This is a genomic window from Anaeroplasma sp., assembly GCF_034179385.1.
Classification (GTDB): Bacteria; Bacillota_I; Bacilli_A; order Acholeplasmatales; family Anaeroplasmataceae; genus Anaeroplasma.
The window spans coordinates 1-12,174 of the sequence record NZ_JAXFPY010000045.1; the positions used below are offsets into that span (position 1 = coordinate 1).

Consider the following 12,174-nt stretch of genomic DNA (forward strand, 5'->3'; position numbering starts at 1 on the left):
CTGAGCCAGGATCAAACTCTCCAAAAATTTATTTTTTGTTTGTTTTAATCTTTTTTGCTCATTCTTCTTCTAAATAAAAGAATTGCTTGTTCGTTTATTCTACACGTTTTCGTTCGTCATATATAGTTTTCAAAGACCTAATCATGGTGGTCAGGGCTGGTTTCGAACCAGCGAACCCTAAGGAGCAGATTTACAGTCTGCCGCGTTTAGCCTCTTCGCTACCTGACCATGTATATCAAACTGCGAAATGTCGCAGTGCCTTTTTATTGTAGCATAGCGATTTTTCATTGTCAACAACAATTTTATAAAATTTTCATTTATTTTTTTATGTTAAAAAATGCCCTCGAATAGGGCACTTTGTTATTTTTTTATTCTCTTATCTAATTCATAGCTTGCAAGCATAATTATACGCCCGCATCCTTGGCATTCTAGCTTAATATCCGCGCCAAGACGAACGATTTTCCATTCATTAGAACCACACACATGTGGTTTTTTTGTTTTTACAATTTGATCTAATTCGTACATTATAACGGTCTCTCCTTTATCTTTGCAAAAGCTCTTGGGTATTTTTTGGGAGTTTCCTTTATCTTTTTTATTATTATAATATCTCGCGCGCCCGCGCTATCAGGTAATTCTAATGAAATTACCTTCTCTACATGTCCACCTAATATTTCAATCCCCTTAAAAGCTTCCTTGATTTCCTCATTGCCCCCTTGGCCCTTCATAGCTATAAAATAGCCACCTACCTTAGTTAATGGTAGACATAATTCGGATAATATATTTAATCTAGCGACAGCTCTTGCGGTTGTAACATCAAAAAATTCTCTTTTTGTTTTGGCATAATCCTCTGCTCTTTCATGTAAAGCAATAACATTCTTTAGTCCGAGTTCTAAAATTAAATCATTTAAAAATTTTATTCTCTTATTTAGTGCATCAATAATGGTAACCTTAGCATTATTCGATACTATAGATAATGGAATAGATGGGAATCCTGCCCCACTTCCTACATCACATAAGGTAAATTCCTTATTTAAGTCTAATGCCTTTACAATCATTAAGGAATCTAAAAAATGCTTGTTATACACCTCTTGCTCCTCTGTTATTGCCGTTAGGTTCATCACTTCATTTACCGCTATTAATCTTTTGTAATATAGATCAAACCTAGAAGAGGCTTCATCGCTCAATTCAATATTTAGTTTTAAAAGCTCCTCTTTAAAGTTCATCTACATTCTCCTTAATTTTTCAACATAAACAAATAAAACAGAAATATCTGCCGGGTTAACGCCAGAAATACGAGAAGCCTGACCCATAGTAAGTGGTCTTACCTTCTTTAGCTTCTCCCTTGCCTCAAGGGCAATATTATCTACTAAATCATAATTTATATCGGAAGGAATCGTCATAGCCTCATAGCTTTTCATTCTTTCGGCCATCTCATAGGACTTACGAATATATCCATCATACTTAAAGCTAATCTCTACTTGCTCAAGTACCTCATCTATGGAATCATAATCGACATTTAATGCAATACCTTCCTTATCAAGCATTTCTAAAATATGCTTATAGGTAACTTCAGGTCTTTTTAAAATAGATGCTAAGGCTGTGCTTTCCGAAAGAATCATAGAACCTATAGATTCCAAAATTGGATCTGCAATTTGCTGCTTAATCTTATGTGATAAAAAGAATTTCTTTGTATCCTCTATTGCCCTAACCTTACGCAAAAATCTTTCATGCTGCACATCACTTATTAAACCAACCTGATAACCCTTTTCACGTAATCTTAAATCCGCATTATCATGTCTTAATAATAAACGAAATTCGCTTCTTGAGGTTAATAATCGATATGGCTCCTTTGTACCCTTGGTGACTAAATCATCAATCATAAGACCAATATAGGCCTCATCTCTACCTAAAATTAATGGGTCTTTCCCTTGTACCTTTAACCCGGCATTAATGCCAGCCATTAAGCCCTGTCCTGCAGCCTCTTCATAGCCAGATGTACCATTAATTTGGCCTGCAGTAAATAAATTCTTTACAAGCTTCGTTTCAAGGCTTGGCCAAAGCTCAAGCGGATCAATCGCGTCATATTCAATGGCATATGCATATCTTATGACCTCACAATCCTTTAACCCAGGTAATAATCTTATCATTTTATCCTGTACCTCAACTGGCATTGAGGTAGAAAAGCCTTGGATGTATTCCTGGTCAATTTCTAAGGATTCTGGTTCATAAAAGATTTGATGTCTTTCCTTATCAGAAAATCTTACTACTTTATCCTCAATGGATGGACAATATCTAGGGCCAATACCTTCAACTACTCCACCATACATTGCGGATTTATCTAAATTTGCACGAATTAAATCGTGTATTTCTTGATTTGTATATGCTAAATAGCATGGTGCCTTTACACCTGTTAAGGATTCATAGCCCTTATCATGGCTAAAATGCCAAGTGGTTTCATCACCATTTTCTACACTTACCTTAGAAAAATCAATCGTAGATGCCTTAATTCTTGCAGGAGTACCTGTCTTTAATCTTTGAATGGTAAAGCCCATTCTTCTTAATGCATCAGAAATACCCTTAGATGTCTTTTGTCCATCTGGGCCTTCTTTGCTTGTCCAGTGTCCTCTTAAAATTCTTGAATCAAGGTATGTACCTGTAGTTAAAATAACAGCCTTAGAATATATATTTTCCCCATTATCAAGGGTAATACCCTTAACGCTACCATCCTCTACTAAAACATCCTCTACAATAGCTTCAACTAAATCCAGATTATTTACTGTTTTTAAATGCTTTAGCATTTCTCTTGCATAAAGCAATTTATCACATTGGAATCTTAAAGCCCATACGGCAGGCCCCTTGCTGCGATTTAGCATCTTTGTTTGAATTTGGCATAAATCTGCATTCTTACCCATATAGCCACCTAAGGCATCAATTTCACGAACAACTACACCCTTTGCAGGGCCACCAATCGATGGATTACATGGCATAGATGCTGTCATATTCAAATTTCCTGTAGCGAGTAAGGTCTTAAGCCCCATGTTAGCGGCTGCCATTGCAGCCTCACAGCCTGCATGACCTGCCCCTACAACAATAACATCATACATAATTTACACCAACTCCTAAATAGTTCCTATTTATAATACCACTTTTCAATTTTATAAACAATAAAAGATTTCAGATTGAATCCTTAAGTCTTAACTGAGTGATGGATGCAAAGGGAATAGAACCATGAATCATCAAGAATAACCTATGATGGATTGCATCTATCTTACATACGACATCACATATCTCTTTTATTTTTCCTTTATAATAATAGGATATATAAATAGCTTCCTTTCTTAAATAGGATTTATAAATGAGAATATCCATCTCATTTCTTTCCTCTTCACTGATATATGGAAATTTTTCTTTTGCTGTAAATTCGTCTACGGAAACAATTGCCTCCTTTAAGCCCTTTAGAGCATCAAAGGCTAAATATCTCGACGCTTTTTTATTCTTCATTATGTCCTCCAATACAAGCATTTCTATAAATTAAGGTGGATTTTTCATATAATGCAGTCGCAGGAATTAAGCTATTTTTGCCATAAAGCTCATGAACACTATGAATAACCTTAGACAAGGAAATATATCTTTTATCATCGCTATAAAATAAGGATAATTGCCTTGCCTCTATTCTTTTTACCCCAAAGAGGGAAATACCAATAGATCGAATGGGACCTTCTTCTACATATTTCATATAGGCCAAATAGAGTATTTTTTTGATTTCAATAAAGCTTCTAAGCCTTATAGGAAATGTAATATTTTTAGATATGGCATCTTTATTCGCATGATGATTATATCCTACAAAGAAGGATACCCCCTTTGCATCAACATCCATAGCACACATCTTTATAGTAATTAAATACATCATTTCCATTAGCGGAATCCATGCCTCGCTCTTAGAATAATCCATAAATAGAATTTGACTTCTAGAAATACTCTTATTTTCTGGTACATATTCTAATACCATATCTAACTCTACATTTTCCTTTCCTAAGGAATGAAGGTACATTTCCTCACCCAAAACGCCAAATTCCTTTTTAAGCAAGGAAAGTGGTGCATTTGCAATGCCTCGCATGGTATAAATACCAAGCCTTGCTAAGTGGCTTTTAATACCTTCTGCAATCATCCAAAAATCTGTAATCGGCTTATGATCCCAAAGCTTAGACCTAAAACCTTCTTCAGATAGATAATAATAGCCATTATTCTTTTTTGCCATTATATCTAAGGAAATTTTGGCTAAATACATATTATCTCCAGCACCACAAGCGGAATATAGACCAAGCTCTTCTTTGATTTTTGCCATTATTCTTAAGGCTAATGCCTTAGGTGTTTCATAAATAGACATATAAGAATCTACCTTCAAGAAGGATTCATCAATACTATAAACTAATATATCCTCCTCGCTAACAAATTGTAAAAATATCTCATGAATTCTTTTGGCATAATGAATATAATATTTCATTCTAGGCCTTGCACGAATAAAAAATATATCCTTTGGAATATCATATAGCCTACACCTAGATGGAACACCATAAGCCTTTAGTGCGGGAGTTGCAGCCATAACTAACGCACCATCCCCTCTTCTATCATCTACTACAGCAAGCGGAATGCTCATAGGGTTTAACCCACGTATAACACATTCGCAGGAAGCAAAAAAACTTTTCATGTCGATACACAAATACATAACTTACCACCTCTATAGATAGTTTACATGTGTTTTTGACATTATTTATGTCTATTATAAAAATATTTTAATTTTTTTATTCCTACTTAATACAAATATATACGAATAGTAATAATAAATAGAGTTTTAAATTTACTAATAAATAAAAAAGCGACCGAAGTCGCTTCCATTACTTTAATACGCTCTTGAAATAATCAAATAAATCCTCTACTCTAAATCCATAGGTAGCATAGATTTCATCAATTGGCATAGATGCACCAAAGGTATCAATACCCTTTACAATGTCTGCATATTTATACCAAGACATAGTTGCACCCATCTCTACAGCTACCTTTCTTAAATTCTTAGGTAGAATAGTTTCTTTGTATTCCTCGCTTTGTTGATCGAATAAGAATTGAGATGGCATAGATACAACGGTTGCATAAACCTTCTTTTCTTCTAATGCCTTGGCAGCATCAATACATGCAGCAAGCTCTGTACCACAGGAAATGATTACATTCTTAGCAGGCTTAGATGGAGTATATACGATATATGCACCCTTTTTTGCCTCTTCAGCACTCGTTTCCTCTAGGTTTAATACTGCCTGACGAGAGGAAGTAATTACAGTTGGATAGGTATTCTTTCCAAAGGCTTGAATTAATGCGGATGTCATTTCCTTTGCATCTGCAGGTCTTACTGTATTTACATTTGGAGTGGAACGGAACATCGTCAATTGCTCAATTGGCTGATGTGTAGGTCCATCCTCTCCTACACAAACGGAATCGTGTGAGAAGCAAAATAAGGATGGTAAATGCATTAATGCAGCAAGTCTTACTGCAGGCTTTAAATAATCAGAGAATACGAAGAATCCGCTACAATATCCTCTTAAGCCACCATGAAGTGTAATACCATTGGTAATAGCTGCCATCGCATGCTCACGTACACCATAGCGAATATTCCTTCCTAAAGGATTTTGAGTGCCATAGTTTCCGTCTGCACCCTTTACCATCGTGGATGAGCATAGGTCAGCAGAACCACCAACAATATTAGGTAATTCCGAAGATAACCAATCGATAACCTTACCCATAACCTTACGAGTAGATTCCTTTGTACCAGGATTCCATGTAGGAATAGAATCAATGTTTTCAATTTCAAAGGTTTCATCCATGAAATTTAAGAAATCTGCATAATCCTTAGTATAATCCTGTGAATAAACAGATAATAATTCATTCCAATCGGAATCAGCCTGATATCCTCTTTCCTTAACATTTTGAGCATAGAATGCTTTTACATCATCAGGGAATTCAAGCTCAGGCTCATCATATTCTAAATTATTTCTTAGAACAGTAATATCCTCTTTGCTCATTGGCTTACCATGAATAGAGGATTCGCCACTATTTGGTGCACCAAATCCAATGGTTGTCTTAATTTCAATGATGGTAGGCTTTCCAATATTCTTCTTAGCCTCTTTAATAGCATCATCAATTAAATCAACATCATTGCCATCAGAAACCTTTAAATATTGCCAGCCTAATGCCTCAAATTTCTTTTCTGTGTCATCGGACATGGCCAATGAAACCTCACCATCAAGCTGGATATCGTTAGAATCATATAAAACAATAAGCTTTCCTAAGCCTAAATGTCCTGCTAAGGACATAGCCTCATAAGCTACACCCTCCTGTAAATCACCATCACCACATAATACGTAGGTATAGTGATTCATGATATCTAAATTAGGCTTATTAAATTTTGCAGCAATATAATTTTCAGCAATTGCTAAACCAACACTTGTTGCAACACCCTGTCCTAAAGGACCTGTTGTAATTTCTACACCAGAGGTATGACCATATTCTGGGTGACCTGGTGTTAAGCTTCCCTTTTGACGGAAGTTCTTTAAATCATCTAAGCTTACCTTAAAGCCAGATAAATGTAACATCATATAAAGCAATGTAGAGCCATGTCCTGCAGATAATACAAAACGATCACGGTTAAACCATTTTTCATCCTCTGCATTTACCCTAATATGTCTTGTATATAGTGTATGAATAATAGGCGCAGCACCTAAGACAATACCAGGATGACCACTTTTTGCCTTAGTGATCATTTCGGCACCAAATACTCTTAGTGCATTTACACATCTTGTATCTATAGCTTTCATCTTATAAACCCCTTTGTCTGCTATATTTTATTCTTCTTTTGCATTTTCTATAGCAGATACCTTTTCTTCTTCTACTACAGTTTCCTTTTCTAAAGCCTTTTCTTCAACAACTTCTTCAGTTTCAACAGCTTCTTCTTTAACTTCTTCAGCCTCTTCTTCTACAACTTCATCTAGAGTGGCTTCTTCATCCTTTTCTAGATCTACCTCTACATTTTCCTCTTCTGCAGAGTCTTCTGTAGCTTCCTCTTGTGGGTATAGATTTTCAAAATAGCTATCCATATAAGCCTTTTGCTTATCAATTAATGCATTAAATTCATCCTGGCCAAAGAATTCAACAATCTTCTGACGACTCTTAATATTTTCTTCACCAATCTTCTTCTTTGTTACAGAATTAGAAACAATCATAATAATAAATAATAGGATTAATACACCAATGATAACCCAAGAACCCCAATTTCCCATATAATTTTGTAAAACTAAGGATAAAACACATAATACAACAGCAATGATCATTAATGGATAAATAATGAAGCGAGAAAATTTCTTTGAAATTCCATCTGTTACATCCCAAAATTCAATCCATACCTTATTTACAGGCTGACTATATAATGGAGTAACCTCTTGATAATAGCCATTTTCAATATATAATCTATAATTTGTGCCATCAACAGAGCTCCATACAGCGAACTGTCCTTTCCCAAGAACATATTCATCCTTTACACCCTCAAGGTCATCCATAAGGAATACTTCAATTTTTCTATCATCAAATTCCTGAACCTCTACTGGAGTTTTTCCTTCTGCAACAGCATATAGCTTTGGATTTATTCTCATATTTTCACCTTATATCTAAAAGATATCCTTTCTTCAAAAAATCTATCTTATTATAGCATAAAGGAATGCAAAATAAAAGTGGAAAACCAATTCATTAGTCTTCCACCTATTATTCCTAAATTATTGCCACCAGCCAAAGATAGCGCTAAAGAATTTAACAAAGAAATTATTTTCATATAAAATCTTAGAAATTCTAAATTTATCTGTATCAAGCTGCATATCTGTTCTAAACCAATTTGTAACACCAGAAAGCCACTCCCAATTTTGGCTCATAATCAAATTAAGTAGAGCAAATAAACCAGTTAATATAGCAAAATAAATGCCTACATATAATACGACACCAAACACACCATCCATAATTTTGACTGCAGTGATGCTCCTTAAATTCTTTGCAATTAGCTTTAATATACCAATTAAAATCAATCCCACAATGACAATTCCTACAAATGCAATGCCATTCATAATCCATGAAGTTAATGTTGTAGAAACTGTATTCACAGCCTCTTCTGCAGAAGGATTTCCCATTGCATTAGCGAAAAATTGAGTAATCCAAGTAGGTATTCCTGTTGCAGCTGAAACTACATCTGCACAAGATTTTCCTTCGACCCCACCTAATCTTTCAGAAATATTGTTTGCAAATCCACTCTCAATAGAGAGGAATAGCTTTCCTCCATGAAACCATGAGGCTACCTGTGTACAGAAGAAAAATGCAAAAATGAGAATCGAAAAAAATCCCACAAAGGATAGCATTTTGTTCATAAATCCTTTTTTAAAGCCTAGGAATATATTAATTAAAGCAAAAAGAATGATAAGAACATCTAATAGACCAGTAAAACCCCAATCCATTCTATCGCCTCCCTAATTCATTATAGCACATAGAATATATGCTATTGCATAATGATTTAAAAATATTTTCATATTTTTGTCAAGAACAAATTAGTGTATAATTGTTTTGGGTGATAAAAAATGGAACAGTTAGAAAAATTTCAAAATCAAATGAAAATATACAATATGGATGCCTATATTATTCCTACTGGTGATTTCCATAATAGTGAATATGTAAGCAATTATTTTAAAGGAAGAGAATACCTTTCTGGATTTACTGGTTCTGCAGGTACTTTACTTGTAACGCAGGAAAATGCCTACCTATGGACGGATGGTAGATACTTCATTCAAGCCGCAAATGAAATTGAAGGAAATAACGTTAAGCTAATGAAGATGGGTGAGGATCAACCTCTAGAGGATTTCTTAGTGGATTTTATGAAGGACAAGCAAACGATTGCCTTTGATGGTAGAGTTCTTCCCACATCAGATGTATTATCCTTAAAAAATAAGCTTCCAAATGCAAAATTCGTATCTGATATTGATGTATTAGGTCAAGTATGGACGGAAAGACCTAAACTTCCTTATTCTTTAATCTATAAGCTAGATAAGATGTTTGCTGGAATGACTTATTTAGAAAAGCTTGAAAAGATCAGGGAGAAAATGAAGGAATATGGAGCAGATGTTCATATTTTATCTTCTTTAGAGGATCAAGCATGGCTATACAATCTAAGAGCAAATGATGTTTCCCACACGCCAGTATTTTTGGCCTATACCATCATTACCTTAGATAGTGTAACCTTATATGTAGATTCTGCTAAAATCGATTATTCTATCGATAAATATTTAAACGAAAATGATATCCATACAAAAGAATATTTTGACATTTATGATCAATTAAGCCAAATCAAGGGTAAAAAGATCTTAATGAATTTCAATAAGGTAAATTACCAATTATATCAAGGCTTATGCAACAATAATGAGCTTATAAATAAGGAGGATCCATCTCTTTTATTAAAAGCAATTAAAAATCCAACGGAAATCGAAAACATAAAAAAAGCGCACATCAAGGATGGCGTTGCAATGACAAAATTTATGTATTACTTAAAGACTGGTTATAAGGAAGGCCAGGAAATGAGTGAAATTTCTGTTTCAGATTACCTTGAGGAATTAAGAAGATTAGATAAAGGCTTAGTCGATTTATCCTTCAATACGATTTGTGGATTTAAGGAGCATGCCGCTATGATGCATTATTCTGCTACTCCTGAAACGAATTCAAAAATTACAGGGAATGGTTTTTTGCTTGTAGATTCTGGTGGACACTATTTAGAGGGTACAACAGATATCACAAGAACCTTCGCTATGGGAAATGTTTCTAGCGAAATGAAAAGGCATTTTACGACAGTATTAAAATCGAATATTGCACTTGCAAGTGCGGTTTTCCTAAAGGGCTGTACAGGATTAAATCTAGATATTTTAGCTAGAGGTCCAATTTGGCAATTAGATTTAGATTATAAGTGTGGTACTGGCCATGGTGTTGGCTATTTACTTTCTGTTCACGAAGGACCAAATAACTTTAGATGGAAGAGTATTCCAAGCAAGCCAAGTGGCCAAGAAATCCTACCTGGTATGATTACAACTAACGAGCCAGGTATCTATTTAAAGGATAAATATGGTATCCGTATTGAAAATGAAATGCTATGTGTTGAGGGTGCAACGAATGAATATGGAACCTTCTTAAAATTTGAAACAATTACCTATTGTCCAATAGATTTAGATGCAATTCAAAAATCACAATTAACCTATATTGAAAAGGAATGGTTAAATAATTACCATCAAATGGTATATGATAAGATTTCACCTTACCTAACTAAGGAAGAGGTTGAATGGCTTAAAGAATATACAAAGAAAATTTAAAAAAATAATCCCGAAAAATTCGGGATTTTTTTATAAATAAAAAAGTGCCTTAACCACAACATCGCCAGTTTAAGGCTGCTACCTTCCGATCCTGACCTGGTTCACCTTAAATGCTTGGTTAAGGACGCTTATAATTCTAGCATAATGCTTTAGGAATTGCAAGTTTTTTTCTCACGTAGTTCCTTAAAGAATGAAGTGATTAGATTCTTACATTCCTCTTCCATTAAACCGCCTCTTATATCGACCATATGATTAAATTTTACATCAAACAAATTCGTAATAGACTTATGTGCACCAAACCTATAATCATATGCACCATAAATGACCTTAGGAATTCTAGATTGAATTATTGCACCACTACACATAGCACATGGCTCAAGTGTAATATATAAGGTACAATCCTCAAGCCTCCAGGATTCAAGCTTTTTACAAGCCTTAGAAATTGCTAGAATCTCTGCATGAGCTAAAGAGGATTTCTTTTTTTCTCTTTCGTTATGAGCTCTTGCGATAACCTTATCCTTATATACAATAACACAGCCAATAGGTACCTCATCGATTTCGTATGCCTTTTTTGCTTCCTTAAGCGCAAGCCTCATATAATATTCATCATTCTTTATCACGGTATAATACCTCATGACAGCATCTGCATCTTGCTTCGTAGGATTCCTTTTCTCCAACTAAAATAATAGGATCATCATAATATGCAGGTCTTCCATTAATAATTCTTTGCGTCTTTGTTGCTTCTCCTCCACAGCATACACAAATTGCTGTAATCTTCATTACATCCTCAGCAACAGCTAAAATAGAACCAATAATACCAAAGGGCTCTCCTCTAAAATCCGTATCAAGTCCACCACATATTACTCTATATCCCAAATTAGCAAGATCATATATATCCTTAAAAAAGCCTTCATCAAAAAATTGAACCTCATCAATTACAATCGCCTGTGTTTCAGGCTTTAATAGGCTCCTCAATTCACTTCCATTTCTTATCGCATAGGCATGCACGGATTTTTTATTGTGGCTTACAACATCCGTGTAGGAATAACGATTATCAATTACAGGCTTAAATACCATATAGTTCTTATGTGCATAATCCATTCTTCTACATCTTCTGATCAATTCCTCTGTCTTTCCTGCAAACATAGGACCAACAATTGCCTCAATCCAGCCTTTTTTACCCTCATAATAATTCATAGAATACCTCACGTTTAAAATTCAATTCATTATATCATAAAGCGAAAGAAAAAAGGAGCCCTTAGGACTCCAATTACTCTATTACTTTTTATCTAAACCGTAGCGCTTATTGAACTTGTCAACTCTACCATCTGCCTGAGTAAATGCCTGCTTACCAGTAAAGAATGGATGACAATTTGAGCAAGTATCAACACGGATCTCATCTAATACAGATCCTGTTTCAAATGTTGCGCCGCATGTAGTACAAGTGACAGTAACTGTCTTATAATTTGGATGAATATTCTTCTTCATGTCTACATTACACTCCTTCCGCCATGACTGACTTAATGTCATAGAAAGTCTATAGTATTCTAACATAGGAATTTATAGATTGCAAGTGCAAAAATTATTTTTCTTGTGTTTCTTACTTTAAAATATTAAATACTACTTTTAATCTTTTCTATTTCATCTGCTGTATATTCTTTTATTAAACCAAGCTTCTTTGCATTTAAATAAAGCTGATACTCTTCAGGAAACTGACTACTTAAATCATATGGCATTAAAT

12 protein-coding genes, 1 tRNA gene and 1 other RNA gene are annotated in these 12,174 nt (G+C 34.5%); 1 reads left to right on the forward strand and 13 read right to left on the reverse strand.

Annotated features, from left to right (window positions below; all coding sequences use genetic code 11):
- Positions 1-144 precede the first annotated feature (144 nt).
- From SPJ17_RS03135 to SPJ17_RS03175, 9 genes are all read right to left on the reverse strand, one after another.
- Positions 145-228: transfer RNA gene (locus SPJ17_RS03135), tRNA-Tyr, on the reverse strand.
- Positions 229-360: 132 nt separating this feature from the next.
- Positions 361-525: a DUF951 domain-containing protein gene (locus SPJ17_RS03140; protein ID WP_321092668.1), complete on the reverse strand. Its 165-nt coding sequence runs from the start codon at positions 523-525 to the stop codon at positions 361-363.
- Positions 525-1,223: a 16S rRNA (guanine(527)-N(7))-methyltransferase RsmG gene (gene rsmG, locus SPJ17_RS03145; RefSeq protein ID WP_321092670.1), complete on the reverse strand. Its 699-nt coding sequence runs from the start codon at positions 1,221-1,223 to the stop codon at positions 525-527. The genes SPJ17_RS03140 and rsmG overlap by 1 nt, the downstream gene beginning before the upstream one ends.
- The gene (gene mnmG, locus SPJ17_RS03150; protein ID WP_321092672.1) at positions 1,224-3,104 is read right to left on the reverse strand and encodes a tRNA uridine-5-carboxymethylaminomethyl(34) synthesis enzyme MnmG; all 1,881 of its coding nucleotides are present in this window, start codon (positions 3,102-3,104) and stop codon (positions 1,224-1,226) included.
- Positions 3,105-3,174: 70 nt separating this feature from the next.
- Positions 3,175-3,501: a YolD-like family protein gene (locus SPJ17_RS03155; RefSeq protein ID WP_321092674.1), complete on the reverse strand. Its 327-nt coding sequence runs from the start codon at positions 3,499-3,501 to the stop codon at positions 3,175-3,177.
- Positions 3,491-4,726, reverse strand: coding sequence for a hypothetical protein (locus SPJ17_RS03160; protein ID WP_321092676.1), 1,236 nt, complete (start codon positions 4,724-4,726; stop codon positions 3,491-3,493). The genes SPJ17_RS03155 and SPJ17_RS03160 overlap by 11 nt, the downstream gene beginning before the upstream one ends.
- Before the next feature lie 169 nt (positions 4,727-4,895).
- Entirely contained in the window at positions 4,896-6,863 is a 1,968-nt protein-coding gene (gene tkt / locus SPJ17_RS03165; RefSeq protein ID WP_321092678.1) for a transketolase, read from the reverse strand.
- Between the two features lie 27 nt (positions 6,864-6,890).
- On the reverse strand, positions 6,891-7,694 hold the full coding sequence (locus SPJ17_RS03170; RefSeq protein ID WP_321092679.1) for a hypothetical protein: 804 nt from the start codon (positions 7,692-7,694) through the stop codon (positions 6,891-6,893).
- A gap of 120 nt (positions 7,695-7,814) precedes the next feature.
- A complete protein-coding gene (locus SPJ17_RS03175) occupies positions 7,815-8,540 on the reverse strand; it encodes a CvpA family protein (protein WP_321092681.1) in 726 nt (241 codons plus the stop codon).
- Positions 8,541-8,660: 120 nt separating this feature from the next.
- Here SPJ17_RS03175 and SPJ17_RS03180 point away from each other — a divergent pair, with 120 nt between their 5' ends.
- Positions 8,661-10,433: an aminopeptidase P family protein gene (locus SPJ17_RS03180; RefSeq protein ID WP_321092683.1), complete on the forward strand. Its 1,773-nt coding sequence runs from the start codon at positions 8,661-8,663 to the stop codon at positions 10,431-10,433.
- Between the two features lie 38 nt (positions 10,434-10,471).
- On the opposite strand, the gene ffs is transcribed toward SPJ17_RS03180, so the two are convergent.
- The 4 genes from ffs to rpmE all read right to left on the reverse strand — a co-directional run bounded on the left by ffs (position 10,472) and on the right by rpmE (position 11,921).
- Positions 10,472-10,564: signal recognition particle sRNA small type (gene ffs / locus SPJ17_RS03185), an RNA gene on the reverse strand.
- An 18-nt stretch (positions 10,565-10,582) separates the two neighbouring features.
- On the reverse strand, positions 10,583-11,053 hold the full coding sequence (tadA, locus tag SPJ17_RS03190) for a tRNA adenosine(34) deaminase TadA (protein ID WP_321092685.1): 471 nt from the start codon (positions 11,051-11,053) through the stop codon (positions 10,583-10,585).
- Positions 11,040-11,630, reverse strand: coding sequence for a thymidine kinase (locus SPJ17_RS03195; protein ID WP_321092687.1), 591 nt, complete (start codon positions 11,628-11,630; stop codon positions 11,040-11,042). Before SPJ17_RS03195 ends, tadA begins: the two co-directional genes overlap by 14 nt.
- 81 nt (positions 11,631-11,711) lie before the next feature.
- The gene (rpmE, locus tag SPJ17_RS03200; protein WP_321092689.1) at positions 11,712-11,921 is read right to left on the reverse strand and encodes a 50S ribosomal protein L31; all 210 of its coding nucleotides are present in this window, start codon (positions 11,919-11,921) and stop codon (positions 11,712-11,714) included.
- Positions 11,922-12,174 lie beyond the last annotated feature (253 nt).

Excerpts from the sequence above, each read along its gene's own strand:
- SPJ17_RS03140 (WP_321092668.1), bottom strand. The coding sequence starts at position 525 with ATGTACGAATTAGATCAAATTGTAAAAACAAAAAAACCACATGTGTGT.
- rsmG (WP_321092670.1), bottom strand. The coding sequence starts at position 1,223 with ATGAACTTTAAAGAGGAGCTTTTAAAACTAAATATTGAATTGAGCGAT.
- mnmG (WP_321092672.1), bottom strand. The coding sequence starts at position 3,104 with ATGTATGATGTTATTGTTGTAGGGGCAGGTCATGCAGGCTGTGAGGCT.
- SPJ17_RS03155 (WP_321092674.1), bottom strand. The coding sequence starts at position 3,501 with ATGAAGAATAAAAAAGCGTCGAGATATTTAGCCTTTGATGCTCTAAAG.
- SPJ17_RS03160 (WP_321092676.1), bottom strand. The coding sequence starts at position 4,726 with ATGTATTTGTGTATCGACATGAAAAGTTTTTTTGCTTCCTGCGAATGT.
- tkt (WP_321092678.1), bottom strand. The coding sequence starts at position 6,863 with ATGAAAGCTATAGATACAAGATGTGTAAATGCACTAAGAGTATTTGGT.
- SPJ17_RS03170 (WP_321092679.1), bottom strand. The coding sequence starts at position 7,694 with ATGAGAATAAATCCAAAGCTATATGCTGTTGCAGAAGGAAAAACTCCA.
- SPJ17_RS03175 (WP_321092681.1), bottom strand. The coding sequence starts at position 8,540 with ATGGATTGGGGTTTTACTGGTCTATTAGATGTTCTTATCATTCTTTTT.
- SPJ17_RS03180 (WP_321092683.1), top strand. The coding sequence starts at position 8,661 with ATGGAACAGTTAGAAAAATTTCAAAATCAAATGAAAATATACAATATG.
- SPJ17_RS03195 (WP_321092687.1), bottom strand. The coding sequence starts at position 11,630 with ATGAATTATTATGAGGGTAAAAAAGGCTGGATTGAGGCAATTGTTGGT.
- rpmE (WP_321092689.1), bottom strand. The coding sequence starts at position 11,921 with ATGAAGAAGAATATTCATCCAAATTATAAGACAGTTACTGTCACTTGT.